Below are 26,237 nucleotides of genomic sequence, written 5' to 3'. Positions count from 1 at the left end.
CCGCGAACACTCGCTATCGCTGTGCCAAGTCTAAGGTTCTGTGCCGGGGCCGCTCAAGAAGGTGCTTAGGATCGGCCAAGCGGCTTTCTTTGGTTACTTTCTTTGCCGCCGCAAAGAAAGTGACCCCTCCGCCGGGAAGGCGGTTACTGAATAAACCAAGCGACAAGAGAACCAAGCCTGCCGACGGGAAGTCCGACACGACAACTGAAGCGCTAAGGATCGTCCACCAAAGCGTCGCAGACACAAAAAGCACAATTGCGTCCAATTCCGAACTCCGCTATAGTTTTCGAATGAACTTCCCCACGTTCCCCTTCTCGCTGTCCACGGCAAGTGCGTCGCTAAACGCACTATCGCTACTAGCGCGCCTACCGCGCTAATCCCGCTCGCTTCCCGTCTGCTCGTTCGATCTTCGGTTTTCGACGCCAGCGATGGCGCGAACACCCGAATTCCCTTTTGCACTATCTTTCCAATATCCGATTCTCATAATCGATAAATCTGCCCCCAGGAGCCCCGACATGGCAGCAGACAAGTTGATCATTTTCGACACGACCTTGCGTGATGGCGAGCAGTCGCCCGGCGCGTCGATGACGAAGGAAGAGAAGATCCGCATCGCGAAGCAGCTGGAGCGAATGAAGGTCGATGTGATCGAAGCGGGCTTCGCGGCCAGCTCGAACGGCGACTTCGACGCCATTCACACCATCGCGTCGATGATCAAGGACAGCACGGTCTGCTCGCTCGCCCGCGCGAACGACAAGGACATCCAGCGCGCCGCCGACGCGCTCAAGCCGGCCAACCAGTTCCGCATCCATACGTTCATCGCGACGTCCGCGCTGCATATGGAAAAGAAGCTGCGCATGTCGCCGGAGCAGGTGCTCGAACAGTCGAGTCTCGCGGTGCGCTTCGCCCGCAAGTTCACGGACGACGTCGAATTTTCGCCGGAAGACGGCAGCCGCTCGGATATCGACTTCCTCTGCCGCGTGCTCGAAGCCGTGATCGCGGAAGGCGCGCGCACCATCAATATCGCCGATACGGTCGGTTACGGCGTGCCGGAAATGTACGGCAACCTCGTCAAGACGCTGCGCGAACGCGTGCCGAATTCGGACAAGGCCGTCTGGTCCGTGCATTGCCACGACGACCTCGGCATGGCGGTCGCCAATTCGCTCGCGGGCGTGCAGATCGGCGGGGCGCGTCAGGTCGAATGCACGATCAACGGTCTCGGCGAGCGCGCAGGCAATACGTCGCTCGAAGAAATAGTCATGGCCGTGAAGACGCGCAAGGACTATTTCGGTCTCGATCTCGGCATCGACACGTCGCAAATCGTGCCGACTTCCAAGCTCGTGTCGCAGATCACCGGTTTCGTCGTGCAGCCGAACAAGGCCGTGGTCGGCGCGAACGCGTTTGCGCACGCGTCGGGCATCCACCAGGACGGCGTTTTGAAAGCGCGCGACACCTACGAAATCATGCGCGCGGAAGACGTGGGCTGGAGCGCGAACAAGATCGTGCTCGGTAAGCTGTCCGGCCGTAACGCGTTCAAGCAGCGTTTGGAAGAACTCGGCGTCACGCTCGAATCCGAAGCCGATGTGAACGCCGCGTTCGGGCGCTTCAAGGAACTGGCGGACCGCAAGGCCGAAATCTTCGACGAAGACATCATGCAGATCGTCTCGGAAGAATCCGCCGAAGCGCAGGCGAAGGAACACTTCCGTTTCGTGTCGATGAAGCAGCATTCGGAAACGGGCGAGCAGCCGCAAGCCAGCGTCGTGTTCGCAGTCGAAGGCACCGAAGTGATGGGCGAAGCGCGCGGCAACGGCCCGGTCGATGCAACGCTGCACGCGATCGAATCGAAGGTCGACAGCGGCGCGGAACTGGTGCTGTATTCGGTCAACGCGATCACGACGGGCACGCAGGCGCAGGGCGAAGTGACGGTGCGTCTGTCGAAGAGCGGGCGGATCGTGAACGGCGTGGGCACCGATCCGGATATCGTCGCGGCATCGGCGAAGGCGTATATCGCGGCGCTCAACAAGCTGCATTCGAAGGTCGAAAAGCTCAATCCGCAGCTTTGATCCTGCAGGCGTAAAAAAAAAAAGCCCTCGCTTTGTGAAAGACGAGGGCTTTTTCGTTTCCGGACGCCGCGCTCAGAACATGTTGCGGCGATCCGGATCGTGCAGCGGATCGGGCGTCTTCTGCGTCAGCCGCACGATGTCCTGATCGTCGAAATAGAAGCTGTACATCATGTACCAGATGTTCGCCTCCATGTAGCGATAGGTCCAGACTTCGCGCTTCATGAGCGGAAAATACGACGTCTCCACCGGACGGCCGAAGTTCACCAGCACGTCTTTCTTCGTCCACACGCCGATCTGCGCCTTGTAGAACTCGTTTTCATCGAGCACTTGCCGCACGGTGACGACCTTACCGGATGCATCGACATCGGCGGCGGTCGTGAATTCGCCGAGCGGTTGCGTCGGCCACATCAGACGTTTGCCGCCGTTGGGCAAATCGTAGACTTCGCGCGGCGGGCCGAGCCGCGCCGTGAGCACCGATGCATCCGCGCCGGGCGGGACGTTTTGCCACGGCTGTGCGCACGCCGCGAGCAGCAACGCGGCGCTCGCGCCGACGAGCGCGCCGCGCAGACGCTTGAATGATGACCGCATGTGAGCCTCCTCGTGCTTGTTTGCTGTGATTTTGACACGCGCGAGGGACAAAACATTCTTGCCAACGTCGCGCGATTCGCGCCGATCTGTCGATAATCCATCCCGCGAAAGTTGCACGGCCGACGCGAGACGGCCTATGATCCGCGCTTCTTCCATTTTCCGAATAGTCCGATGTCGACAGGCGAACGCTTCAAACGATGGTTATGCGGTGCCTTGTTGACCGGCGTCGCGCTGCACGCGGCCGCTGCCGATCTTCCGCCCGTCAAGCTGGCGCTGATCGAAGGCATGTCCGGCCCGTTCGCCAACGCGGGCGCGATGGTCGAGCGCAATCTGCGCTTCGGCGTCGAGCGCGTCAACGCGAAAGGCGGCGTGAAGCTCGCCGACGGCATGCATCCGCTGCAACTGGTCGTGCTCGACGGCAAGGGCAGCAGCGAGGCGAGTCTCGTGCAACTGCGCGCGGCCATCGACGACAAGATCGGCTTCGTGATGCAGGGCAACAGCTCGGCGGTGGCGGCGGCGCTGATCGCGGCCATCGACAAGCAGAACGCGCGCGAACCGGACCGGCGCGCGGTGTTTCTGAACTACTCGGCGGACGATCCCGCGCTCACCAACGCGTCGTGCAGTTTCTGGCATTTCCGTTTCGATGCCCACGCCGGCATGCGGATGGACGCGCTGAAGCAGGATCGGGCGGTGAAGAAGGTGTATCTGCTGAACCAGGATTACAGCTTCGGTCACGACGTCAGTCGCGAGGCGCAGCGCGCGATCAAAGAGAAGCGACCGGATATCGCGATCGCGGGCGACGAGTTTCATCCGATCGGCAAGGTCAAGGATTTTGCGCCGTATATCGCCAAGATTCGCGCGAGCGGGGCGGACGCGGTTATCACCGGCAACTGGGGCAACGATTTGACGCTGCTCGTCAAGGCGGCCCGCGAGCAGGGCCTCGACACGAAGTTCTACACGTTCTACGGCAACAATCTCGGCGCGCCCGCCGCGCTGGGCGATGCCGGCGTGAAGCGCGTGATCGCGGTCGCCGACTGGCATCCGAACGTGGGCGGCGTGAAGTCGGATGCGTACTATCAGGCGTTCCGCGCGCGCTTTCCGGCCGCATCGGACGATTATCTGGTCGCGCGCATGCCGTTGATGATCGAAATGCTGGCCGCCGCGATGACCCGCGCCGGCAGCGCCGATCCGCTGGCGGTCGCGCGCGCGCTCGAAGGCATCACCTTCGACGGCGAAGGTTTCCACGCTATGACGATGCGTGCCGACGATCATCAGGTGATCCAGCCCCTTTACGTGATGGAGATGGACAAGGCCGGCACGCCGGGCGTCAAACTCGACAACGAAGGCTCGGGATACGGCTTTCGCACGCTGCTCGCCGTCCCCGCCGACGCCACCGCGCAGCCGACGACCTGCCGGATGACGCGGCCGGCTCGCTAAACCGTTGATTTGCATCGGAAGGAACCCTGTCAATGAGGCAGGGCGCCGTGCTATACTTTGAGGCTAATCCGAAGTGAAGCATGCCGAAAGTAGTGAAAGTAGTCACTCAACACCACGAAACAACCACGGCACGGCCTTTCTTACGTGACCGCCAGTTAGATTCAAGGAAAAGCAAATGACCGTAGCAGAAATCAAGAAGTCCGACGTCGTCGCAGAATACGCGCGCGGCGCCAACGACACCGGCTCCCCCGAAGTGCAAGTCGCGCTGCTCACGAGCCGCATCAACGAACTCACCGTCCACTTCAAGTCGCACTCGAAGGATCACCACAGCCGCCGCGGTCTGCTGCGCATGGTGAGCCGTCGTCGCAAGCTGCTCGACTACCTGAAGGGCAAGGATGCGGATCGTTATCGCTCGCTGATCGAGAAGCTGGGTCTGCGCAAGTAATTGGCGCCACGCGACCAGCGTTCCAACGAAGTGCCTGTGTCAGTCCGCTGATACAGGCATTTTGTTTTTGTGCGTTTCGGTTGCGAAGTGGTGCCGGATCGAGTTTCGCCGATCCGCACACGCATTTCGTCGTTCCCGTAGTTTCGCAGTTCATTCGCTTTACCCGGATGAAGGTATCCGGATAGACACCCGGTCCAGCCTCGCGGCGGAGCTTTGTGTCATTCCAGCGCGCTTCGTCGGCGTCCGTCGCGGACGTGCCGCGCTGGAATGGCATAACACACCTCTCAAGCGCGGCTCGGCACCGTCCCGCCAGCGCCCTCGCGGCGCGGCGCAAACGAAGAAGGAGTCACAATGTTCAATAAGATCGTCAAGGAATTTAAGTGGGGACAGCACAACGTCCGCCTCGAAACGGGTGAGATCGCCCGTCAGGCGAGCGGCGCGGTGATCGTCGATGTCGAAGACACCGTTGTCCTCGCAACCGTCGTTGGCGCGAAGACCGCCAAGCCGGGCCAGGACTTCTTCCCGCTCACCGTCGATTACCTCGAAAAGACCTACGCGGCCGGCAAGATCCCCGGCGGCTTCTTCCGTCGCGAAGGCCGTCCGTCGGAAGGCGAAACGCTTATTTCGCGTCTGATCGACCGTCCGCTGCGTCCGCTGTTCCCGGAAGGCTTCTACAACGAAGTGCAGGTCGTGATCCACGTCCTGTCGCTGAACCCGGACGTTCCGGCGGACATTCCCGCGCTGATCGGCGCGTCCGCTGCGCTGGCCGTGTCCGGCCTGCCGTTCAACGGCCCGGTCGGCGCCGCGCGCGTCGCCTACATCAACAACGAATACGTGCTGAACCCGACCCGCCCGCAGATGAAGGAATCGGCGCTGGATCTGGTCGTCGCCGGTACGGAACGCGCGGTGCTGATGGTCGAATCCGAAGCGCAGCAGCTGTCGGAAGAAGTCATGCTGGGCGCGGTCGTGTTCGGCCACGAGCAGATGCAAACCGCCATCGACGCGATCCACGAACTGGTGCGTGAAGGCGGCAAGCCGGAATGGGACTGGGCGCCCGCGCCGAAGAACGAAGCGCTCATTTCGCGCGTCACGGCGATTGCTCAGCCGGAACTCGAAGCCGCTTATCAACTGCGCAACAAGACGGCGCGTTCGGCCAAGCTGAAGGAAGTGTACGCAGCGACGTCGGCGAAGCTGGAAGAAGAAGCCGCCGCGAGCGGCACGGCCGCCGCCGACAAGGCGACCGTCGGCAACGTGCTGTTCGACATCGAAGCGAAGATCGTCCGCACGCAGATCCTGAACGGCGAGCCGCGTATCGACGGCCGCGACACGCGCACGGTTCGCCCGATCGAAATCCGCACCGGCGTGCTGCCGCGTACACACGGCTCGGCGCTGTTCACGCGCGGCGAGACGCAGGCGATGGTCGTCGCCACGCTCGGCACGAAGGGCGACGAGCAGAGCATCGACGCACTCGAAGGCGAATACCGCGAGCGCTTCATGCTCCACTACAACATGCCTCCGTTCGCGACCGGCGAAACGGGCCGCGTCGGTTCGCCGAAGCGCCGTGAAATCGGTCACGGCCGTCTGGCCAAGCGCGCGCTGGTCGCGTGCCTGCCGAGCGCCGACGAATTCGGCTACTCGATCCGCGTCGTGTCGGAAATCACCGAATCGAACGGTTCGTCGTCGATGGCTTCGGTCTGCGGCGGCTGCCTCGCGCTGATGGACGCCGGCGTGCCGATGAAGGCGCACGTCGCGGGCATCGCAATGGGCCTGATCCTCGAAGGCAACAAGTTCGCGGTTCTGACCGACATCCTCGGCGACGAAGATCACCTCGGCGACATGGATTTCAAGGTGGCCGGCACGGCGCAAGGCGTGACCGCGCTGCAGATGGACATCAAGATTCAGGGCATCACGAAGGAAATCATGCAGGTCGCGCTCGCACAGGCGAAGGAAGGCCGCATGCATATCCTCGGCAAGATGACGGCGGCCGTTCCGACCACGAACACCAATCTGTCGGACTACGCGCCGCGCATGATCACCATCAAGATCAATCCGGAGAAGATCCGCGACGTGATCGGCAAGGGCGGTTCGGTGATCCGCGCGCTGACGGAAGAAACCGGCACGACCATCGACATTTCGGACGACGGCGTCGTGACGATCGCGAGCACCAGCGCCGAAGGCATGGCCGAGGCGAAGAAGCGCATCGAGAACATCACGGCGGAAGTGGAAGTCGGCCAGGTCTACGAAGGCCCGGTGCTCAAGCTGCTCGACTTCGGCGCGATCGTGAACATCCTGCCGGGCAAGGACGGTCTGCTGCATATCTCGGAGATCGTCAACGAGCGCGTGAAGGACATCAACGATTACCTGAAGGAAGGCCAGGTCGTGAAGGTCAAGGTCATCCAGACGGACGAGAAGGGTCGCGTGCGTTTGTCGGCCAAGGCGCTGCTGAACGAAGCAGCCGCCGCGCAGGAAGCGGAACCGACGCAGCCGCAGCAGTAATGCGTTAAGGTGGTGACGGCCGGCCGCGAATGCGAGCCGGCCGTTTTTGTGTCTGACGGGTGCACATACAGCAAAGCGGCGATGCTTTGTCCGATGCACGCGCGGACTCGATGGCAGTGTGGTGTGTCGATTGCTTTGGCGCGCACAGTGTCATCCGGTTCGAACCGTCTGGTCTGCCGTGCGTGGACGGCGACCGGGCATCCAGGGAGAGGATATGAAGGCCGTCGAAATCACCGAGTTTGGCGCACCCGAAGTCTTGAAACTGGGCGAGCGCCCGACGCCCGCGCCAGGCAAGAACGAAGTGCTCATCAAGGTCGCGGCGTCGGGCGTGAATCGTCCGGACGTGTTTCAGCGCAAGGGCGCGTATGCGCCGCCGCCGGGCATCTCCGATCTGCCGGGGCTGGAAGTGGCGGGCGAGATCGTCGATGGCGACTTCGATCCGAAGCACAATCCGTTCGGCCTGAAGAAGGGCGATCGCGTGTGCGCGCTGCTCGCGGGCGGTGGCTATGCGGAATATGCGGTCGCGCCGCTCGAACAGTGCTTGCCCGTGCCCGAGGGTTTGACGGATATCGAGGCGGCGTCCTTGCCCGAGACGTTCCTCACCGTGTGGAGCAACGTTTTCGAACGCGCGCTTCTCGGCGCGGGCGAGAACGGCGAGGAGGAGACGCTGCTGGTTCAGGGTGGATCGAGCGGAATCGGCGTGACGGCCATTCAGATTGCGAAGGCGCTGGGTCATCGCGTGTTCGCGACGGCCGGTTCCGACGAAAAATGCCGCGCGTGCGAAGCGCTCGGCGCGGAACGCGCGATCAACTACAAGACGGAAGATTTCGTCGAAGTGGTGAAATCGCTGACCAACGATCGCGGCGTCGACGTGATTCTCGACATGGTCGCGGGCGACTATCTGCCGCGCGAGCTCAAGTCGCTCGCGGATGGCGGACGCATCTGCGTGATCGCGCTGCTGGGCGGCTCGAAGGCGGAGATCAACCTGAACGATATTCTGCGGCGGCGGCTGGTCATCACCGGTTCGACGCTGCGGCCGCGTCCGGTCGCGTTCAAGGCGAAGATCGCCGCGAAGCTCAAGGAGCGCGTGTGGCCGGAAATCGAGGCGGGGCGCATCAAGCCGGTGATCCATCAAGTGTTCCCGGCCGCCGAAGCCGCCGAGGCGCATGCGTTGATGGAGAACAGCACGCACGTCGGCAAGATCGTGCTGGACTGGAGCGCCGAATAAAACGCAGTAAATCACTTCGGAATTGTTGCAGGCACGATTCTGGCAGTTTGACCGCTTTCGCTTTATCACAGTAAAATCGCCTATTTTGCAAGCAGTTTGCAGGTCCCAGCGGTTTATTCCAATAAACAGGCGGCTTATCGGGCCTTATCGGGCAACGACGCAGCCGCCGCCGAGTGGCGAGACATATGTCCAGAGATCGAGCAAAACTGGTGGTGGGCAACTGGAAGATGCACGGTCGCATCAATGAGAATGCGGCCCTGCTGACCGAAGTCGCGGCGGGGGCATCGGCTTTGCAGAACGACGTGCGCGTCGGTGTGTGCGTGCCGTGTCCATATCTCGCGCAGTCGCAGGCGCTGTTGGGCGGCTCGGTGGTGCGCTGGGGGATTCAGGATGTGTCGGCGCATTCGCATGGCGCGTACACGGGCGAAGTCGCCGCGGAAATGGCGGCGGATTTCGGCGTGACGTATGCGATCGTCGGGCATTCGGAGCGACGCGCATATCATCGTGAAAGTCCGGAACTGGTCGCGAACAAGACGCGTCGCGCGCTGGATGCGGGCCTCACGCCGATCGTCTGCGTCGGCGAAACGCTCGAAGAGCGCGAAGCGGGTTCGACGGAGCGCGTCATCGCCGAGCAGTTGGATGCAGTGCTCGACGTGCTGACGCCGGAGCAGGTCGCGAAGATCGTGATCGCTTACGAACCGGTCTGGGCCATCGGCACGGGCAAGAGCGCGACGGCCGAACAGGCGCAGGATGTGCACGCGTTCCTGCGTTCGAGGCTCGCGAGCAAGGGCGCGGCGGCCGAAGGCGTGTCGCTGTTATACGGCGGCAGCGTCAAGCCGGAGAACGCGCAGGAGTTGTTCGCGCAGCAGGATATCGATGGCGGCCTGATCGGCGGCGCATCGTTGAAGTCGAAGGATTTTCTGGCGATCTGCCAGGCCGCGCAAACTGTGCTGCAATAAGCGGCACGCGCGGCATAGCGGTTCGGAAGAACGTATCGAGACACGCGAGTGTCACGGAAACATCAAGTATTGGGTGAGTTTAAATGCTGTATTTGAAGACTTTGATCATCGTCGTCCAGTTGTTGTCGGCGCTCGGCGTCATCGGCCTCGTGCTCCTGCAGCACGGCAAGGGCGCGGACATGGGCGCGGCTTTCGGCAGCGGCGCATCGGGCAGTCTGTTCGGCGCGACCGGTTCGGCGAACTTCCTCTCGCGCACCACGGCCATTCTGGCGGCGGTTTTCTTCGTCACGACGCTGGCGCTGACTTATCTCGGCAGCTACAAGCCGCAGACGTCGGCTGGCTTGCTCGGCGCAGGTCCCGCACCCGCGGCTTCGGCTCCGGCGGCGGGCTCCGCACCGGCGGCGACCTCGGCGGCAGCACCGGCATCGGCTGCGACGGCGACTCCTGCATCGCAGGCCCCGGGTTCGGACGTGCCTAAATAAGCACGCGTCCTTGCGCTTGCGTCCGTTACGCTGGAATTGCGGTCGCATAACAGGCCAAAATTCATCCGGAACAAATTTTCGCCGAATTCGCTTTTTGTGCGTTGAACAATTCACAAGGGCTGGTTATAATTCAAGTCTTGAAGCGATTCGCGGCAATTAAGAAGTTTGTTTTCCCGGATTGCAGTACAGTGCCGACGTGGTGAAATTGGTAGACACGCTATCTTGAGGGGGTAGTGGCGAAAGCTGTGCGAGTTCGAGTCTCGCCGTCGGCACCAAAGTTATCCAATGCCAGCCGCTGCTTCGCTTCGGCTGGCATTTTCACATCTGGCGTACCCTTACGGTATGATCGTGAGCGGTCCCAAGTGATCCTTCCGGGTGGTCCGTCCCGGTTGAAGCGTTCAGTCGATTACGAACAATTACAGACCACATCACCGATCTGAGGATAGCCTTGAACCTCGCACCCTATTACCCCGTCTTCTTGTTTCTCTTGGTCGGCCTTGGTTTAGGAATCGCGTTGGTCAGAATCGGCAAGATTCTCGGTCCCAATAAGCCCGACACCGAGAAAAACGCCCCGTACGAATGCGGCTTCGAAGTATTCGAAGACGCACGGATGAAGTTCGATGTGCGTTACTATCTCGTCGCGATTCTTTTCATCATCTTCGACCTTGAGACGGCATTCCTGTTTCCGTGGGGTGTGTCCCTTCGCGACATCGGCTGGCCCGGCTTCATCGCGATGATGATCTTTCTGCTCGAGTTCCTGCTCGGCTTCGCCTACATCTGGAGAAAGGGCGGGTTGGACTGGGAGTGACGGCAAGAGTCACCGGATTCATGAGCGGCACTGGCTGGCTGCTCATCTGGAGTGAAATCAAATGAGTATCGAAGGGGTCTTGAAAGAAGGCTTCGTCACCACCACGGCTGACAAGCTCATCAACTGGACGCGCACCGGCTCGCTGTGGCCGATGACGTTCGGTCTCGCGTGCTGCGCCGTCGAGATGATGCATGCGGGCGCGGCCCGCTACGATCTGGACCGGTTCGGCGTCGTGTTCCGTCCGAGTCCGCGTCAGTCCGACGTGATGATCGTCGCTGGCACCCTCTGCAACAAGATGGCGCCCGCGCTGCGCAAGGTGTACGACCAGATGGCCGAGCCGCGCTGGGTCATTTCGATGGGTTCGTGCGCGAACGGCGGCGGTTACTACCACTACTCGTATTCCGTCGTGCGCGGCTGCGATCGCATCGTGCCCGTCGATGTCTATGTTCCCGGTTGCCCGCCGACCGCCGAAGCGCTGGTCTATGGCGTGATCCAGTTGCAGGCGAAGATTCGCCGTACCAACACCATCGCCCGTCAGTAAGGGCTGAGCTCCCCAACTATGGCAAGCAAACTCGAGACCCTGAAGGCGAACCTCGAGACGGCGCTTGGCGGCCGTCTGCAGAGCATCACCGAATCGCTGGGTCAAGTGACGGTCGTCGTCAAGGCGGCCCATTATCTGGACGTCTGCAAGCAACTCCGTGACGACACGTCGCTGCGCTTCGAGCAGTGCATGGATATCGCGGGCGTCGACTATTCGACTTACGGCGAAGGCGCCTACGACGGTCCGCGTTTCGCCGCCGTGCTGCATCTGCTGTCCGTGACGAACAACTGGCGCGTGCGCGTCCGCGTATTTGCTCCGGACGACGAAGTACCCATCGTGCCGTCCGTGGTCGATATCTGGTCGTCGGCGAACTGGTACGAGCGCGAGGCGTTCGACCTGTACGGCATCGTGTTCGAAGGCCATCCCGACCTGCGCCGCATTCTCACGGACTACGGCTTCATCGGCCATCCGTTCCGCAAGGACTTCCCGATTTCCGGCTACGTCGAAATGCGCTACGACCCGGAAGAGAAGCGCGTCGTGTATCAGCCTGTGACGATCGAACCGCGCGAGATCACGCCGCGCGTGATTCGCGAAGATCGCTACGGCGGTCTGAAACATTAAGGGAACGTCATGGCAGAGATCAAGAACTACACGCTGAACTTCGGCCCGCAGCACCCGGCAGCGCACGGCGTGCTGCGCCTGGTGCTGGAGCTCGACGGCGAAGTCATTCAGCGCGCCGATCCGCACATCGGTCTGCTGCATCGCGCGACCGAGAAGCTGGCGGAAACCAAGACCTTCATCCAATCCGTGCCGTACATGGACCGTCTCGACTATGTGTCGATGATGGTCAACGAGCACGGCTATGTGCTCGCCATCGAAAAGCTGCTCGGCATCGACGTGCCGATCCGCGCGAAGTACATCCGCGTGCTGTTCGACGAAGTCACGCGCGTGCTGAACCATCTGATGTGGATCGGCTCGCACGCGCTCGACGTCGGCGCGATGGCGGTGTTCCTCTACGCGTTCCGCGAGCGTGAAGATCTGATGGACGTGTACGAGGCGGTGTCGGGCGCGCGCATGCACGCGGCGTACTATCGTCCGGGCGGCGTGTATCGCGATCTGCCTGACGCAATGCCGCAATACAAGGCGTCCAAGATTCGCAATGCGAAGGCGCTCGAGAAGATGAACGAGACGCGCCAGGGTTCGCTGCTCGACTTCCTCGAAGACTTCTTCAACCGCTTTCCGGGCTGCGTCGACGAGTACGAAACGCTGCTGACGGATAACCGCATCTGGAAGCAGCGTCTGGTCGGTATCGGCGTGGTGAGTCCGGAGCGCGCGCTGCAGCTGGGCATGAGCGGCGCGATGCTGCGCGGTTCGGGCGTCGAGTGGGATTTGCGCAAGAAGCAGCCGTACGAAGTGTACGACCAGCTCGATTTCGATATTCCGGTGGGCGTGAACGGCGATTGCTACGACCGGTATCTGGTGCGTGTCGAGGAAATGCGTCAATCCACGCGTATCGCCAAACAGTGTATTGACTGGCTGCGCAAAAATCCGGGCCCTGTGATGATCGATAATCACAAGGTTGCGCCGCCGAGCCGTGTCGGCATGAAGAGCAACATGGAAGAGCTGATTCACCACTTCAAGCTCTTCACCGAAGGCTTCCACGTGCCCGAAGGCGAGACGTATGCCGCCGTCGAGCATCCGAAGGGCGAGTTCGGCATCTATCTGGTGTCGGACGGCGCGAACAAGCCGTATCGCTTGAAGATTCGCGCGCCGGGTTACGCGCATCTCGCCGCACTGGACGAAATGGCGCGCGGCCACATGATCGCCGACGCCGTGACGATCATCGGTACGCAAGACATCGTGTTTGGCGAGATCGATCGCTGATCTCACTCGGCCGCTCGCGCGGTGCTGCCGTAAGCACCGCGCAAGCAAGCGCGGAAGCACTAACAGGAAACCGCAGGACGCCAGGTCTGCCGCAGCCTCAAGCGCGGCAGGTGTTCGTTCGGTAGGAATTGAAAGAGTCGTGTCTGAAAATGATCTCAGCTGAAGGCCTGAAAGAAATCGATCGCTGTGTCGCGAAATATCCGCCCGAGCAGAAGCAGTCGGCGGTGATGGCGGCGTTGGCTGTTGCCCAGGACGAGCACGGTTGGCTCTCGCCCGAACTCATGCAGTTCGTGGCCGATTACCTGAGCATGCCGCCGGTCGCGGTACAGGAAGTGGCGACGTTCTACACCATGTACGAACTGAAACCGGTCGGTCGTCACAAGATCACGCTCTGCACGAACCTGCCTTGCCAGCTGGGTCCGGACGGCGGTTCGGACAGCGCGGCCGAATATCTCAAGCAGAAGCTCGGCATCGACTTCGGCGAGACCACGGCCGACGGCAAGTTCACGCTGAAAGAAGGCGAATGTTTCGGTTCATGCGGCGATGCGCCCGTGGTGCTGGTGAATAACCATCGCATGTGCAGCTTCATGAGCCGCGAAAAGATCGACCAGTTGATCGAGGAACTTTCGAAATGACTTCCCTCCACGATCGTCATATCAAGCCGCTGATCCTCGCCGGCCTCAACGGCGAGAACTGGCATCTCGAAGATTACGTCGCGCGCGGCGGCTACAAGCAGCTGCGCCGCATTCTGGAAGAAAAGATTCCGCCCGAGCAGGTGATCGCCGAGGTGAAAGCGTCGGGTCTGCGCGGTCGCGGAGGCGCGGGCTTTCCGACCGGCCTGAAGTGGAGCTTCATGCCGCGTCAGTTCCCGGGGCAGAAGTATCTCGTCTGCAATTCGGACGAAGGCGAACCGGGCACGTTCAAGGATCGCGACATCCTGCGCTGGAATCCGCATTCGCTGATCGAAGGCATGGCCATCGGCGCGTACGCGATGGGCATCACCGTGGGCTACAACTATATCCACGGCGAGATTTTCGAGGTCTATCGCGTGTTCGAAGCGGCGCTGGAAGAAGCGCGCGCGGCCGGTTATCTCGGCGCGAACATTCTCGGCTCGGGCTTTTCGTTCGAACTGCACGCGCATCACGGTTACGGCGCGTACATCTGCGGTGAAGAAACCGCGTTGCTCGAATCGCTGGAAGGCAAGAAGGGCCAGCCGCGCTTCAAGCCGCCGTTCCCGGCGAGTTTCGGCGTGTACGGCAAGCCGACCACGATCAACAACACCGAGACGTTCGCGGCGGTGCCGTTCCTGCTGGCCATCGGGCCGCAGAATTTTCTCGAGATCGGCAAGCCGAACAACAGCGGCACGAAGATTTTCTCCGTGTCGGGCGACGTGAACCGTCCCGGCAACTACGAAGTCCCGCTCGGCACGCCGTTCAAGACGCTGATGGAACTGGCGGGCGGCGTGCGCGGCCAGTCGATCAAGGCGGTGATTCCGGGTGGATCGTCGGCGCCGGTGATTCCCAGCGAAGCGATGCTCGCCACCGACATGGACTACGACTCGATCGCCAAGCAAGGTTCCATGCTTGGTTCGGGCGCGGTCATCGTGATGAACGAAACGCGCTGCATGGTGCGCTCGCTGTTGCGTCTGTCGTACTTCTATTACGAAGAGTCATGCGGTCAGTGCACGCCGTGCCGTGAGGGCACGGGCTGGCTGTATCGCGTGGTGCATCGTATCGAACACGGTCTCGGGCGCAAGGAAGATCTGGATCTGCTGAACTCCGTCGCCGAAAACATCATGGGTCGCACGATTTGCGCCCTCGGCGATGCAGCGGCCATGCCGGTGCGCGGCATGCTCAAGCATTTCTGGAACGAGTTCGAATATCACGTCGAGCACAAGCATTGTCTCGTCGGCGGGCACGCGCATCACGCGAGCACCGAGGCGCTTACCGCGTAAATTGACGCGCAGTCAATTGCGCGGAGACAGAGGTTGAGGATCTATATCCATCATGGTTGAACTAGAAATTGACGGCAAGTCGGTCGAGGTGCCTGAAGGCAGCATGGTGATACAGGCTGCGCATAAGGTCGATACGTACATCCCTCACTTCTGCTATCACAAGAAGCTTTCGATCGCGGCGAACTGCCGGATGTGCCTCGTCGAAGTCGAAAAGATGCCGAAGGCCGTCCCCGCCTGCGCCACGCCCGTGTCGAACGGCATGGTCGTGCGCACCACTTCCGACAAGGCCGTCAAGGCGCAGCAGTCGGTGATGGAATTTCTGCTGATCAACCATCCGCTCGATTGTCCGATCTGCGATCAGGGCGGCGAGTGCCAGTTGCAGGATTTGGCCGTCGGTTACGGCAAGTCGCAGTCGCGCTACAGCGAAGAAAAGCGCGTCGTGTTCCACAAGAATGTGGGTCCGCTCATCTCGATGGAAGAGATGACGCGTTGCATCCACTGCACGCGTTGCGTGCGCTTCGGCCAGGAAGTGGCCGGCGTGATGGAACTTGGCATGCTCGGCCGCGGCGAGCATTCGGAAATCACGTCCTTCGTCGGCAAGACGGTGGATTCAGAACTGTCGGGCAATATGATCGACCTGTGCCCGGTCGGCGCGCTCACGAGCAAGCCGTTCCGCTATAGCGCGCGGACGTGGGAACTGTCGCGCCGCAAGTCGGTGAGTCCGCATGATTCCGTCGGCGCGAACCTCGTCGTGCAGGTGAAGAACAACCGCGTGATGCGCGTCCTGCCGATGGAAAACGAAGCCATCAACGAATGCTGGCTGTCGGACAAGGACCGCTTCTCGTACGAAGGCCTGAACAGCGACGAGCGCTTCACCACGCCGATGCTGAAGCAAGGCGGCAACTGGATCGAGACCGACTGGCAGACCGCGCTCGAATACGTCGCCAAGGGCATCAAGGGCATCACGGCGGATCATGGCGCAAACGCTATCGCTGCGCTGGCCACGCCGCACAGCACGGTCGAAGAACTGCATCTGCTCAAGTCACTGGCCGAAGGCGTCGGTACGCCGAACGTCGATTTCCGTCTGCGTCAGAGCGATTTCTCCGCTCCGGTCGGCGACAGCGCGCCGTGGCTCGGCGTGAAGATCGCCGATCTGTCGAACGTCGATACGGCTTTCGTGATCGGCTCGTTCCTGCGTCGCGATCATCCGTTATTCGCCGCGCGTCTGCGTCAGGCAGCGAAGAACGGCGCCATGGTCACGTTCCTCAACGCCAGCAATGACGACTCGCTGATCCCGACCGCGCATCGTCTGGTCGCCGCGCCCTCGGCGTGGCTCGATCAGCTCGCGGGTATCGCGGCGGCCGTGTCGGAAGCACGCGGCGTCGAGTTGCCGGAAGCATTCGCGGGCCGCGAAGTGTCGGCAGCGGCGAAGGATGTCGCGGCATCGCTGTCGGCGGGCGAAACGCGCGTTGTGCTGCTCGGCAACGTCGCGGTTCAGCATCCCGATTTCGCACAGATTCAGGCCGCCGCGCAATGGATCGCCGATGCGACCGGCGCGACGCTCGGCTTCCTCACGGAAGGCGCGAACTCGGTCGGCGCGTATCTGGTCGACGCCGTGCCGGGCGAGGGCGGTCTCAACGCGCGCGAAGCGTTCGAGCAGTCGCGCAAGGGCTACGTGCTGCTGAACGCCGAACCGGAATTCGATACGGCCAATCCGGCGCAAGCCATCGCCGCGCTGAAGGCGGCGGAAATGGTCGTCGTGATGTCGCCGTTCAAGCACGGCATGGACTACGCGGACGTGCTGCTGCCGATCGCGCCGTACACCGAAACGTCGGGCACCTTCGTCAACGCGGAAGGCACGGCACAGTCGTTCAACGGCGTCGTGCGCGCGCTTGGCGATACGCGCCCGGGCTGGAAGGTGCTGCGCGTGCTGGGTTCGATTCTCGGCCTGAAGGGCTTCGAATACGACACGGCGGAAGAAGTGCGCAATGCCGCGCTCGGCACGGGCGATCTGTCCGCGCGTCTGTCGAACAAAACGACGGTATCGGCCAAGCGCGCGGCATCGAACGTCGCGCTGAACGGCAGCGGCCTGCAGCGTCTGGCCGATGTGCCCATCTATCACGCCGACGCACTTGTGCGCCGCGCGCCGTCGCTGCATCTGACGGCCGCCGCACGCGATGCGAACGTCGCCGGTCTGCCGACCGCGCTGTTCGACAAGCTCGGTCTGAAAGACGGCGACGCCGTGCGCATCAAGCAAGGCAGTCTGTCGGTCACGTTGCCCGCGGTTCGCGATGCGAATCTGGCGGAATCGGTTGTCCGCGTGTCGGCGGGGACGCCGGCCGGCGCCGCGCTCGGCGGCTTCTTCGGCGAACTCGTAGTGGAGAAGGCGTAAATGGGCTTGTTCGATACGATCAACGCAGGCGGCACGCAGCTTCTGGGCGTCGCATGGCCGACAGTGTGGGCGGTGGTCCGCATCCTCGTGGTGTCGGTGGTCATCCTGCTGTGCGTCGCGTACCTGATTCTCTGGGAGCGCAAGCTCATCAGCTGGATGCACGTGCGTCTCGGCCCGAACCGCGTCGGCCCCGCCGGCTTGCTCCAGCCGATCGCCGACGTGCTGAAGCTGCTGCTGAAGGAAGTCATTCAGCCGACGGCCGCCAGCAAGTGGATCTACGTGATCGCGCCGATCATGACCGTGGTGCCCGCGTTCGCGGTGTGGGCGGTCATTCCGTTCCAGGCACAAGCCGTTCTCGGCGACGTCAACGCGGGTCTGCTGTACGTGATGGCGATCTCGTCGATCGGCGTGTACGGTGTGATTCTCGCGGGCTGGGCGTCGAACTCGAAGTACGCGTTCCTCGGCGCGATGCGCGCGGCCGCGCAGATGGTTTCCTACGAAATCTCGATGGGCTTCGCGCTCGTCGTGGTGCTGATGGTCGCGGGCTCGCTGAACATGTCGGAGATCGTCCACTCGCAGCAGCGCGGCATCTTCGCGGGCTTCGGGCTGAACTTCCTGTCGTGGAACTGGCTGCCGCTGCTGCCGATGTTCGTCGTGTACTTCATCTCGGGCATCGCCGAAACGAACCGTCACCCGTTCGACGTGGTGGAAGGCGAATCGGAAATCGTCGCGGGTCACATGATCGATTACTCGGGCATGGCCTTCGCGCTGTTCTTCCTCGCCGAGTACATCAATATGATCGTGATCTCGGCGATCGCGACCACGCTGTTCCTGGGCGGCTGGGATGCACCGTTCGGTTTCCTGACATTCATTCCGGGCGTGTTCTGGTTCGCATTCAAGATTTTCCTGTTGCTGTTGGTCTTCATCTGGGCGCGCGCGACTTTCCCGCGTTACCGCTACGACCAGATCATGCGTCTCGGCTGGAAGGTGTTCCTGCCGGTATCGGTGATTTGGGTGGTCGTGGTCGGCTTCTGGATCATGTCGCCGCTCAACATCTGGAAGTAATGAGAGAAGAGCGGACGAAACCATCATGAACGCAATTCAAAGCTTCTTTAAGACCTTCTTCCTGACCGAACTCCTCAAGGGTCTCGCGCTGACGGGCAAGTACACGTTCCAGCGCAAGGTCACGGTGCAGTTCCCGGAAGAAAAGACGCCGATCTCCCCGCGTTTTCGCGGCCTGCACGCGCTGCGCCGCTATGAAAACGGCGAAGAGCGCTGCATCGCATGCAAGCTGTGCGAGGCCGTGTGCCCGGCGATGGCCATCACGATCGAGTCGGAAACGCGCGCGGACAACACGCGCCGCACGACGCGTTACGACATCGACCTGACCAAGTGCATCTTCTGCGGTTTCTGCGAGGAGAGCTGCCCGGTCGATTCGATCGTCGAGACGCATATCCTCGAATATCACGGCGAAAAGCGCGGCGACCTGTATTTCACGAAGGACATGCTGCTGGCGGTGGGTGACCGTTACGAAACGGAAATCGCCGCATCGAAGGCAGCGGACGCGCCTTATCGTTGATGCACAAACGGATCCGGCGTCGCGCGACAGAAACACAATCGGAGTTTTCACGCGCGCCGGATTCGAAGTCGAAGCGATTTTGCCGTGGGTGTATGGCACACTGCGGCTCGCGCCGAGGTCTTTCTCCGTGTGTGCGGGTCAAGGCTGCAAGCGCCCGACATACAAAGCCTGACGATGGCCTAACGATGAACCGGTAATCATGGAATTCACAACCGTACTGTTCTATATCTTCGCGCTGCTGCTGGTGGTGTCCGCGCTGAAGGTGATCACCTCCCGCAACCCGGTGTCATCCGCGCTGTTCCTCGTGCTCGCGTTCTTCAACGCGGCCGCGATCTGGATGCTGCTGCAAGCCGAATTCCTCGCGATCCTGCTGGTTCTGGTCTACGTCGGCGCCGTGATGGTGCTGTTCCTGTTCGTGGTGATGATGCTGGACATCAACATCGACGTGCTGCGGCGAGACTTCAAACGCTTCGTGCCGCTGGCGAGCTTCGTCGGCGCGATCATCGTGATCGAAACGGCGCTGATTCTGTGGCACGGCTACGGCGCGACCGTCACGCCGCTGCGCGATGCCAACACGGCTGCGGCAGGCGCGGGCGTCTCGGGCGCCGCGCTGATGCCGAACACGCAGCTCATCGGCAAGGTCATCTACACGGATTACATATTCGCGTTCGAAATCGCGGGTCTGGTGCTGCTGGTCGCCATCATCGCGGCGATCTCGCTCACGATTCGCGACAAGAAGGATAAGAAGACCCAAACGGTCAGCCAGCAGGTCAAGGTGCGTCGTCAGGATCGCGTGCGTCTGGTGAAGATGCCGGCGGAACCCAGTCGCCCGACGCCATGACCGAGCCGCCCGTCACCGGCAACATCGGTGCGGGCACGGTGGACAACAAGGGCTGAGATTAGGAGATAAGAAAATGTTGAGTCTTGCCCATTACCTGGTGCTCGGCGCGATTCTGTTCGCGATCAGCATCGTCGGTATCTTCCTGAACCGCCGCAACGTCATCATAATCCTGATGGCGATCGAACTGATGCTGCTCGCGGTGAACACGAACTTCGTCGCGTTCTCGCACTATCTGGGCGACGTGCACGGCCAGATCTTCGTGTTCTTCGTGCTGACCGTGGCCGCGGCTGAAGCCGCCATCGGTCTCGCGATTCTCGTGACCCTGTTCCGCAGCCTCGACACGATCAATGTCGAGGACCTCGATCAGCTCAAAGGTTAATCACAGGATAGGCTGTTATGTCCACGACACTCAACGAAAACCTCCTGCTCGCGGTTCCCCTCGCACCGCTCGTCGGCTCGCTGATCGCAGGTTTGTTCAGCAAGGTAGTGGGACGCAAGGGCGCGCACAGCGTCACGATTCTCGGCGTCTTCGTCTCCTTCGTCCTCTCGGCGATCGTCTACACCGACGTTCTGCACGGCGCGAGCTTCAACGCGACCGTCTACGAGTGGATGAGCATCGGCAACCTGAAGATGGAAGTCGGCTTCCTGGTCGACTCGCTCACCGCGATGATGATGGTGATCGTCACCTTCGTCTCGCTGATGGTGCACATCTACACGATCGGCTACATGGCCGACGAAAAGGTGGGCTGCTACGAGCGTTTCTTCTCGTACATCTCGCTGTTCACGTTCTCGATGCTGATGCTCGTGATGAGCAACAACTTCCTGCAGCTGTTCTTCGGCTGGGAAGCGGTGGGTCTGGTGTCGTACCTGCTGATCGGTTTCTACTTCACGCGTGAGAGCGCGATCTACGCCAACATGAAGGCGTTCCTCGTGAACCGCGTGGGCGACTTCGGCTTCCTGCTCGGCATCGGTCTGATCCTCGCGTTCGCGGGCTCGCTGAACTACAGCGACGTGTTCGCGCAAGGCGACAAGCTGGCCGGCTTGAGCTTCCCCGGCACGAGCTGGGGCCTGCTGACGGTCGCGTGTATCTGCCTGTTCATCGGCGCGATGGGTAAGTCGGCGCAGTTCCCGCTGCACGTGTGGCTGCCCGATTCGATGGAAGGCCCGACGCCGATCTCCGCGCTGATTCACGCGGCGACGATGGTGACAGCCGGTATTTTCATGGTCACGCGCATGTCGCCGCTGTTCGAGCATTCGGATGCGGCGCTGTCCTTCGTCACGGTCATCGGGGCGATCACAGCGCTGTTCATGGGTTTCCTCGGCGTCGTGCAGAACGACATCAAGCGCGTGGTGGCGTATTCCACGCTCTCGCAGCTCGGTTACATGACGGTCGCGCTCGGCGTGTCGGCGTATCCGGTCGCCGTGTTCCACCTCGGCACGCACGCGTTCTTCAAGGCGCTGCTGTTCCTCGGCGCGGGTTCGGTCATCATCGGGATGCACCACGATCAGGACATGCGCAACATGGGCGGCCTGGCGAAGTACATGCCGATCACGTGGATCACGTCGCTGCTCGGTTCGCTCGCGCTGATCGGCACGCCGTTCTTCTCCGGCTTCTATTCGAAGGACTCGATCATCGATGCGGTGAAGCTCTCGCATCTGCCGGGTTCGGGCTTCGCGTACTTCGCGGTGGTGGCGAGCGTGTTCGTCACGGCGCTGTACTCGTTCCGCATGTATTTCCTGGTGTTCCACGGTCCGGAGCGTTTCCGCGGTCCGAAGCATCCCGATTCGCCGATGGGCCAAGCCGAAGCGCATGGCCACGGACATGACGATTACGGCCACGGTCACGACGACCACGGTCATGGCCACGGTCCGCATATCCCGCACGAAAGCCCGTGGGTGGTGACGCTGCCGCTGATCCTGCTGGCGATTCCGTCGGTGATCATCGGCGCGATCATGGTCGGTCCGATGCTGTTCGGCGACTTCTTCTCGCACGGCGTCGCGTTCGACAAGGTCATCTTCATCAGCGAGCATCACGAAGCGCTGAAGGAAATGGGCGAGGAATTCCACGGCTGGTTCGCGATGGGCCTGCATTCCGTGTCCGGCTTGCCGCTGTGGCTGGCGCTCGCGGGCGTGGTGGTCGCGTGGTTCCTGTACATGAAGCGTCCTGATCTGCCGCCGGTCATCGCCAAGACGTTCGGCCCGATCTACACGCTGCTGGACAACAAGTACTACTGCGACAAGATCAACGAAGTCGTGTTCGCCAAGGGCGCCTTGGCGCTCGGCCGCGGCCTGTGGAAAGAGGGCGACGTGGTCATCATCGACGGCGTCGTCAACGGCAGTGCGAAGTTCATGGCCTGGTTCGCCGGCGTGATCCGCTTCCTCCAGTCGGGCTACATCTACCACTACGCGTTTGCGATGATCATCGGCATGCTCGGCCTGCTGACGCTCTTCGTGACGCTTGGCGGCAAGTGAGGAGGCGAGAGAACACATGAGCTCTTTTCCGATTCTCAGTGTCGCCATCTGGTTGCCGATCCTCTTCGGCCTGCTCGTTCTGGCGGTAGGCAACGATCGAAATCCGGCGTCCGCGCGCTGGATCGCGCTGATCGGCTCGGTACTCGGGCTGATCGTCACGATTCCGCTCATCACCGGCTTCGATAGCTCGACGGCTGCGCTGCAGTTCGTCGAACAGTCGACCTGGATCGAGCGGTTCAACATCACGTATCACCTGGGCGTCGACGGCATCTCGATGTGGTTCGTCGTGTTGACGGCGCTGATCACGGTGATCGTCGTGATCGCCGGCTGGGAAGTGATCACCGAGCGCGTGTCGCAGTACTTCGCCGCGTTCCTGATCCTCTCGGGCATCATGATCGGCGTGTTCTCGACGGCGGACGGCCTGCTGTTCTACGTGTTCTTCGAAGCCACGCTGATTCCGATGTACATCATCATCGGCGTGTGGGGCGGCCCGAATCGCGTGTACGCGGCGTTCAAGTTCTTCCTGTACACGCTGGCCGGTTCACTGCTGATGCTGGTCGCGCTGCTGTACCTGTACACGCAGGCGCACACCTTCGATCTCGCGACGTGGCACGCCGCCAAGATCGGCATGACCCCGCAGATATTGCTGTTCATCGCGTTCTTCCTCGCGTTTGCCGTCAAGGTGCCGATGTGGCCGGTCCACACCTGGCTGCCGGACGCGCACGTGGAAGCGCCGACGGGCGGCTCGGTCGTGCTGGCGGCGATCATGCTGAAGCTCGGCGCATACGGTTTCCTGCGCTTCTCGCTGCCGATCGCGCCCGACGCGAGTCATTTCCTCGCGCCGGTCGTCATCACGCTGTCGCTGGTGGCGGTGATCTACATCGGTCTGGTCGCGATGGTGCAGGCCGACATGAAGAAGCTGGTCGCGTATTCGTCGATCGCGCACATGGGCTTCGTCACGCTCGGGTTCTTCATGTTCGGACCGTCGAGCCAGCTCGCCGTCGAAGGCGCGATCATTCAGATGATCTCGCACGGCTTCGTGTCGGGCGCGATGTTCCTGTCCATCGGCGTGCTGTACGATCGCGTGCACTCGCGTCAGATCGCGGATTACGGCGGCGTCGTCAACGTGATGCCGAAGTTCGCCGCGTTCGCGATGTTCTTCGCGATGGCCAATTGCGGTTTGCCGGGCACCTCGGGTTTCGTCGGCGAGTTCATGGTGATTCTGGCGGCCGTGAAGTTCAACTTCTGGATCGGCTTCCTCGCCACGTTCACGCTGATTCTCGGCGCGGCCTACACGCTGTGGATGTACAAGCGCGTGTACTTCGGTGCGGTGGCGAACGATCATGTCGCGCATCTCGCGGACATCAACGGTCGCGAATTCCTGATGCTGGCCGTGCTCGCGATCTTCACGCTGTACATGGGCCTGTATCCGAAGCCCTTCACCGACGTGATGCACGAGTCGGTGGCAAACCTGCTCTCCCACGTCGCGCAGTCCAAGCTGCCGCTGGCTCAGTAACGCCGTGCGGAGGAACTAAGAAATCATGCAAAACGCTCCTATGAGTATGTTGTTGCCGGACGGCATCCTGATGGCCGCGGTCGTCATCGCCTGGCTGAACGATACGGTCTTCGGCACCAACGGCCGACGCGGCACGTACACGATCGCGCTGGTCTCGACGATCGTCGTCGGCATCTGGTTCGCCTTCACCGCGCTCAATCCGACGCCGGGTTACTTCTTCTCGCGCATGTATATCGTCGATCCGTTCGCGAGCGCGATGAAGGCCGTGGTCTGTCTCGGCTACGCGGTGTCGATCATCTACTCGAAGAAGTATCTCGAAGATCGCGATCTGTTCCGCGGCGACTTCTTTCTGCTCGGCCTGTTTTCGCTGCTCGGCCAGTGCGTGATGATCTCGGGCAACAACTTCCTCACGCTGTATCTCGGCCTCGAACTGATGTCGCTGTCGCTTTACGCGGTGATCGCGCTGCGCAAGGACGTGCCGCAGTCGAACGAATCGGCGATGAAATACTACGTGCTCGGCGCGCTGGCATCGGGCTTCCTGCTTTACGGTATCTCGATGCTGTACGGCGCGACCGGATCGCTGGAACTTGGCGAAGTGCTGAAGGCGGTGGCGTCGGGCCGGATCAACGACGCGGTGCTGCTGTTCGGCGTGATCTTCGTGGTGGCGGGCGTGGCGTTCAAGATGGGCGCGGTGCCGTTCCATATGTGGGTGCCGGACGTCTATCAAGGCGCGCCGACCGCGATGACGCTGCTTACCGGCGGCGGCCCGAAGGTCGCGGCATTCGCGTGGGGCTTGCGTTTGCTGGTGATGGGCCTGCTGCCGTTGGCGGTCGACTGGCAGGAAATGCTCGTGATTCTCGCGGCGCTGTCGCTGATCGTCGGTAACGTGACGGGTATCGTGCAGCGGAACATCAAGCGGATGCTGGCGTACTCGGCTATCTCGAATATGGGCTTCGTGTTGCTCGGCCTGCTGGCCGGCGTGGTCGACGGTAAGGCGGACAGCGTGGCCGGCGCCTATAGCTCGGCGATGTTCTACAGCATCATCTATCTGGTGACGACGCTCGGTTCCTTCGGCATCATGATGCTGCTGGCGCGCCGCGATTTCGAAGCCGAAATGCTGGACGACTTCAAGGGCCTGAATCAGCGCAGCCAGGTGTTCGCGTTCGTCATGATGATCATGATGTTCTCGCTCGCCGGCATCCCGCCGACGGTCGGCTTCTACGCGAAGCTCGCCGTGCTCGAAGCGACGATGAACGCCGGCCTGACGTGGCTCGCCGTCCTCGCTGTGATGACGTCGCTGGTGGGCGCGTTCTACTACCTGCGTATCGTCAAGCTGATGTACTTCGATGCGCCGACCGACGCGTCGCCAATCGTCGCCGGCGGTCTGAATCGTTCGTTGCTCGCCTTCAATGGTTTCGCTGTGCTCGTGCTCGGTCTGGTGCCGGGTCCGCTGATGTCGGCATGCCTGCAAGCGATCACGCATACGCTGCCGCTGTAATGTCGGCGGCGGGTTGGTTTATCGTGTTGTTGGCGCTGGTCGGCGCCAACGTGCCTTTCCTGAATCAGCGTCTGTTCGGCGTCGTGCCCGTTCCGCTTCGCGATCCGGGACACAGCAAGGCGCCGAAGAAGAACGCGTGGCTCAGGATCGGCGAGCTGATCGTTCTTTACTTCGTGGTCGGCGCGCTCGGCTTCATGCTCGAAGCGCGCGCCGGCAACCGTTTCGATCAAGGATGGCAGTTCTATGCCATTACCTTCAGTCTCTTCGTGGTGCTGGCCTTCCCGGGCTTTACCTATCAATATCTCGTCAAACGCCGCTGATGGCATCGGCCATCGGCGGCCGTTTGTTCCTCAAGCATAGGGCTCAAGATGGCAGACCAACGCACCTTTCCCGGTAATGACGACGGCCTGATCGAAAAGAAGGTCGATAGCACCACGCTCCACGAGGGCAAATTCCTCACGCTCAAGCGCGATACGGTCGAGCTAGCCCGACGGCAAGCAGGCGTATCGCGAATTCGTCACGCATCCCGGCGCGGTGATGATCCTGCCCGTATTCGACGATGGCCGCGTGCTGCTGGAGCGCCAGTTCCGCTATCCGGTCGGCCGCGTGCTGCTGGAGTTTCCGGCGGGCAAGCTCGATCCCAACGAAGACGAGCTGACCTGCGCCAAGCGCGAACTGCAGGAAGAGACCGGCTATACCGCGCGTGAGTGGACGTTTCTGACGCGCATTCATCCGGTGATTTCGTATTCGACGGAATTCATCGATGTTTATTTCGCGCGCGGCCTGACGGCGGGCGATGCCAAGCTCGACGAAGGCGAGTTTCTGGAGACGTTCATCGTCGATGCCGAGCAGTTGATGGCGTGGGTGAAGGACGGCAGCATCAGCGACGTGAAGACGATCATCGGCGCGTTCTGGCTGGAGAAGTTGATGGCGGGGGAGTGGAAGCTCGAGTCCTGAGCGTCGAGGCTGAGTCGAACAGACAAAAGGCTGCATGGGAAGGGCGCCCATGCAGCCTTTTGGTCTCTATGCGCTTTGGTTACCGGAAAAGGGTAAATGC

23 protein-coding genes, 1 tRNA gene and 1 pseudogene are annotated in these 26,237 nt (G+C 61.6%); 24 read left to right on the top strand and 1 reads right to left on the bottom strand.

All coding sequences use genetic code 11. The annotated features are described in order from the left end of the window. Positions 1–515: 515 nt before the first annotated feature. Positions 516–2,060, top strand: coding sequence for a 2-isopropylmalate synthase (locus BVER_RS06905; protein ID WP_050452651.1), 1,545 nt, complete (start codon positions 516–518; stop codon positions 2,058–2,060). A 72-nt stretch (positions 2,061–2,132) separates the two neighbouring features. On the opposite strand, the gene BVER_RS06900 is transcribed toward BVER_RS06905, so the two are convergent. Further along, positions 2,133–2,648, bottom strand: coding sequence for a hypothetical protein (locus tag BVER_RS06900; protein WP_050452650.1), 516 nt, complete (start codon positions 2,646–2,648; stop codon positions 2,133–2,135). Between the two features lie 171 nt (positions 2,649–2,819). Between BVER_RS06900 and BVER_RS06895 the strand changes: the two genes are divergently transcribed. From BVER_RS06895 to BVER_RS06785, 23 genes and pseudogenes are all read left to right on the top strand, one after another. After that, on the top strand, positions 2,820–4,085 hold the full coding sequence (locus tag BVER_RS06895) for a branched-chain amino acid ABC transporter substrate-binding protein (RefSeq protein WP_050452655.1): 1,266 nt from the start codon (positions 2,820–2,822) through the stop codon (positions 4,083–4,085). A 175-nt stretch (positions 4,086–4,260) separates the two neighbouring features. Continuing rightward, a complete protein-coding gene (gene rpsO / locus BVER_RS06890; RefSeq protein ID WP_050452649.1) occupies positions 4,261–4,530 on the top strand; it encodes a 30S ribosomal protein S15 in 270 nt (89 codons plus the stop codon). A gap of 351 nt (positions 4,531–4,881) precedes the next feature. Then, positions 4,882–7,026 carry a polyribonucleotide nucleotidyltransferase gene (gene pnp / locus BVER_RS06885; protein WP_050452648.1) on the top strand — a complete coding sequence of 715 codons (2,145 nt, stop codon included), beginning with the start codon at positions 4,882–4,884 and terminating at the stop codon, positions 7,024–7,026. A gap of 214 nt (positions 7,027–7,240) precedes the next feature. Continuing rightward, the gene (locus BVER_RS06880; RefSeq protein ID WP_198155185.1) at positions 7,241–8,254 is read left to right on the top strand and encodes an NAD(P)H-quinone oxidoreductase; all 1,014 of its coding nucleotides are present in this window, start codon (positions 7,241–7,243) and stop codon (positions 8,252–8,254) included. Positions 8,255–8,439: 185 nt separating this feature from the next. After that, positions 8,440–9,213, top strand: coding sequence for a triose-phosphate isomerase (tpiA, locus tag BVER_RS06875; RefSeq protein ID WP_050452647.1), 774 nt, complete (start codon positions 8,440–8,442; stop codon positions 9,211–9,213). Between the two features lie 83 nt (positions 9,214–9,296). Next, on the top strand, positions 9,297–9,695 hold the full coding sequence (secG, locus tag BVER_RS06870) for a preprotein translocase subunit SecG (protein ID WP_050452646.1): 399 nt from the start codon (positions 9,297–9,299) through the stop codon (positions 9,693–9,695). Positions 9,696–9,885: 190 nt separating this feature from the next. Beyond that, a tRNA-Leu gene (locus BVER_RS06865) sits at positions 9,886–9,970 on the top strand. Positions 9,971–10,143: 173 nt separating this feature from the next. Then, positions 10,144–10,503, top strand: a complete 360-nt coding sequence (locus BVER_RS06860) for an NADH-quinone oxidoreductase subunit A (RefSeq protein ID WP_050452645.1) — start codon at positions 10,144–10,146, stop codon at positions 10,501–10,503. Between the two features lie 61 nt (positions 10,504–10,564). Further along, the gene (locus tag BVER_RS06855; protein WP_006052903.1) at positions 10,565–11,044 is read left to right on the top strand and encodes a NuoB/complex I 20 kDa subunit family protein; all 480 of its coding nucleotides are present in this window, start codon (positions 10,565–10,567) and stop codon (positions 11,042–11,044) included. Positions 11,045–11,062: 18 nt separating this feature from the next. Further along, on the top strand, positions 11,063–11,665 hold the full coding sequence (locus tag BVER_RS06850) for an NADH-quinone oxidoreductase subunit C (RefSeq protein ID WP_050452644.1): 603 nt from the start codon (positions 11,063–11,065) through the stop codon (positions 11,663–11,665). Between the two features lie 9 nt (positions 11,666–11,674). Continuing rightward, positions 11,675–12,928, top strand: a complete 1,254-nt coding sequence (locus BVER_RS06845) for an NADH-quinone oxidoreductase subunit D (protein ID WP_050452643.1) — start codon at positions 11,675–11,677, stop codon at positions 12,926–12,928. Positions 12,929–13,077: 149 nt separating this feature from the next. After that, entirely contained in the window at positions 13,078–13,563 is a 486-nt protein-coding gene (nuoE, locus tag BVER_RS06840) for an NADH-quinone oxidoreductase subunit NuoE (protein WP_050452642.1), read from the top strand. After that, the gene (gene nuoF / locus BVER_RS06835; RefSeq protein WP_050452641.1) at positions 13,560–14,882 is read left to right on the top strand and encodes an NADH-quinone oxidoreductase subunit NuoF; all 1,323 of its coding nucleotides are present in this window, start codon (positions 13,560–13,562) and stop codon (positions 14,880–14,882) included. The genes nuoE and nuoF overlap by 4 nt, the downstream gene beginning before the upstream one ends. Positions 14,883–14,934: 52 nt before the next feature. After that, positions 14,935–17,274: an NADH-quinone oxidoreductase subunit NuoG gene (nuoG, locus tag BVER_RS06830; protein WP_050452640.1), complete on the top strand. Its 2,340-nt coding sequence runs from the start codon at positions 14,935–14,937 to the stop codon at positions 17,272–17,274. After that, complete coding sequence (nuoH, locus tag BVER_RS06825; RefSeq protein ID WP_050452639.1) at positions 17,275–18,339, top strand: NADH-quinone oxidoreductase subunit NuoH; 1,065 nt, start codon at positions 17,275–17,277, stop codon at positions 18,337–18,339. A gap of 25 nt (positions 18,340–18,364) precedes the next feature. After that, on the top strand, positions 18,365–18,853 hold the full coding sequence (gene nuoI, locus BVER_RS06820) for an NADH-quinone oxidoreductase subunit NuoI (protein ID WP_050452638.1): 489 nt from the start codon (positions 18,365–18,367) through the stop codon (positions 18,851–18,853). Positions 18,854–19,052: 199 nt separating this feature from the next. Continuing rightward, the gene (locus BVER_RS06815; RefSeq protein ID WP_157055951.1) at positions 19,053–19,694 is read left to right on the top strand and encodes an NADH-quinone oxidoreductase subunit J; all 642 of its coding nucleotides are present in this window, start codon (positions 19,053–19,055) and stop codon (positions 19,692–19,694) included. Positions 19,695–19,767: 73 nt separating this feature from the next. Beyond that, positions 19,768–20,073: an NADH-quinone oxidoreductase subunit NuoK gene (nuoK, locus tag BVER_RS06810; protein ID WP_007588140.1), complete on the top strand. Its 306-nt coding sequence runs from the start codon at positions 19,768–19,770 to the stop codon at positions 20,071–20,073. A gap of 17 nt (positions 20,074–20,090) precedes the next feature. Beyond that, positions 20,091–22,166 (top strand): NADH-quinone oxidoreductase subunit L, encoded by a 2,076-nt coding sequence (nuoL, locus tag BVER_RS06805; RefSeq protein ID WP_050452637.1) that lies wholly within the window; start codon positions 20,091–20,093, stop codon positions 22,164–22,166. 16 nt (positions 22,167–22,182) lie between these two features. Beyond that, positions 22,183–23,682 (top strand): NADH-quinone oxidoreductase subunit M, encoded by a 1,500-nt coding sequence (locus BVER_RS06800; RefSeq protein WP_050452636.1) that lies wholly within the window; start codon positions 22,183–22,185, stop codon positions 23,680–23,682. A gap of 25 nt (positions 23,683–23,707) precedes the next feature. Next, complete coding sequence (nuoN, locus tag BVER_RS06795; RefSeq protein ID WP_050452635.1) at positions 23,708–25,180, top strand: NADH-quinone oxidoreductase subunit NuoN; 1,473 nt, start codon at positions 23,708–23,710, stop codon at positions 25,178–25,180. Then, the gene (locus BVER_RS06790) at positions 25,180–25,500 is read left to right on the top strand and encodes a DUF2818 family protein (RefSeq protein WP_050452634.1); all 321 of its coding nucleotides are present in this window, start codon (positions 25,180–25,182) and stop codon (positions 25,498–25,500) included. The genes nuoN and BVER_RS06790 overlap by 1 nt, the downstream gene beginning before the upstream one ends. 48 nt (positions 25,501–25,548) lie before the next feature. Further along, positions 25,549–26,137, top strand: a pseudogene (locus BVER_RS06785) (NUDIX domain-containing protein). The last annotated feature ends 100 nt before the right edge of the window (positions 26,138–26,237 follow it).

Origin of the sequence: Candidatus Burkholderia verschuerenii (assembly GCF_001189365.1) — a bacterium.
Lineage (GTDB): Bacteria > Pseudomonadota > Gammaproteobacteria > Burkholderiales > Burkholderiaceae > Caballeronia > Caballeronia verschuerenii.
Note: the sequence above shows the minus strand (reverse complement) of the source record. Positions and strands in the feature narration are given on the sequence as shown.

Bases quoted from the DNA above. Each gene is read 5' to 3' on its own strand.
- BVER_RS06845 (WP_050452643.1), top strand. From the start codon at position 11,675: ATGGCAGAGATCAAGAACTACACGCTGAACTTCGGCCCGCAGCACCCG.
- pnp (WP_050452648.1), top strand. From the start codon at position 4,882: ATGTTCAATAAGATCGTCAAGGAATTTAAGTGGGGACAGCACAACGTC.
- tpiA (WP_050452647.1), top strand. From the start codon at position 8,440: ATGTCCAGAGATCGAGCAAAACTGGTGGTGGGCAACTGGAAGATGCAC.
- BVER_RS06895 (WP_050452655.1), top strand. From the start codon at position 2,820: ATGTCGACAGGCGAACGCTTCAAACGATGGTTATGCGGTGCCTTGTTG.
- BVER_RS06790 (WP_050452634.1), top strand. From the start codon at position 25,180: ATGTCGGCGGCGGGTTGGTTTATCGTGTTGTTGGCGCTGGTCGGCGCC.
- nuoK (WP_007588140.1), top strand. From the start codon at position 19,768: ATGTTGAGTCTTGCCCATTACCTGGTGCTCGGCGCGATTCTGTTCGCG.
- nuoL (WP_050452637.1), top strand. From the start codon at position 20,091: ATGTCCACGACACTCAACGAAAACCTCCTGCTCGCGGTTCCCCTCGCA.
- BVER_RS06800 (WP_050452636.1), top strand. From the start codon at position 22,183: ATGAGCTCTTTTCCGATTCTCAGTGTCGCCATCTGGTTGCCGATCCTC.
- BVER_RS06855 (WP_006052903.1), top strand. From the start codon at position 10,565: ATGAGTATCGAAGGGGTCTTGAAAGAAGGCTTCGTCACCACCACGGCT.
- rpsO (WP_050452649.1), top strand. From the start codon at position 4,261: ATGACCGTAGCAGAAATCAAGAAGTCCGACGTCGTCGCAGAATACGCG.
- secG (WP_050452646.1), top strand. From the start codon at position 9,297: ATGCTGTATTTGAAGACTTTGATCATCGTCGTCCAGTTGTTGTCGGCG.
- nuoI (WP_050452638.1), top strand. From the start codon at position 18,365: ATGAACGCAATTCAAAGCTTCTTTAAGACCTTCTTCCTGACCGAACTC.
- nuoF (WP_050452641.1), top strand. From the start codon at position 13,560: ATGACTTCCCTCCACGATCGTCATATCAAGCCGCTGATCCTCGCCGGC.
- BVER_RS06900 (WP_050452650.1), bottom strand. From the start codon at position 2,648: ATGCGGTCATCATTCAAGCGTCTGCGCGGCGCGCTCGTCGGCGCGAGC.
- nuoG (WP_050452640.1), top strand. From the start codon at position 14,935: ATGGTTGAACTAGAAATTGACGGCAAGTCGGTCGAGGTGCCTGAAGGC.
- BVER_RS06880 (WP_198155185.1), top strand. From the start codon at position 7,241: ATGAAGGCCGTCGAAATCACCGAGTTTGGCGCACCCGAAGTCTTGAAA.
- nuoH (WP_050452639.1), top strand. From the start codon at position 17,275: ATGGGCTTGTTCGATACGATCAACGCAGGCGGCACGCAGCTTCTGGGC.
- nuoN (WP_050452635.1), top strand. From the start codon at position 23,708: ATGCAAAACGCTCCTATGAGTATGTTGTTGCCGGACGGCATCCTGATG.
- nuoE (WP_050452642.1), top strand. From the start codon at position 13,078: ATGATCTCAGCTGAAGGCCTGAAAGAAATCGATCGCTGTGTCGCGAAA.
- BVER_RS06905 (WP_050452651.1), top strand. From the start codon at position 516: ATGGCAGCAGACAAGTTGATCATTTTCGACACGACCTTGCGTGATGGC.
- BVER_RS06815 (WP_157055951.1), top strand. From the start codon at position 19,053: ATGGAATTCACAACCGTACTGTTCTATATCTTCGCGCTGCTGCTGGTG.
- BVER_RS06850 (WP_050452644.1), top strand. From the start codon at position 11,063: ATGGCAAGCAAACTCGAGACCCTGAAGGCGAACCTCGAGACGGCGCTT.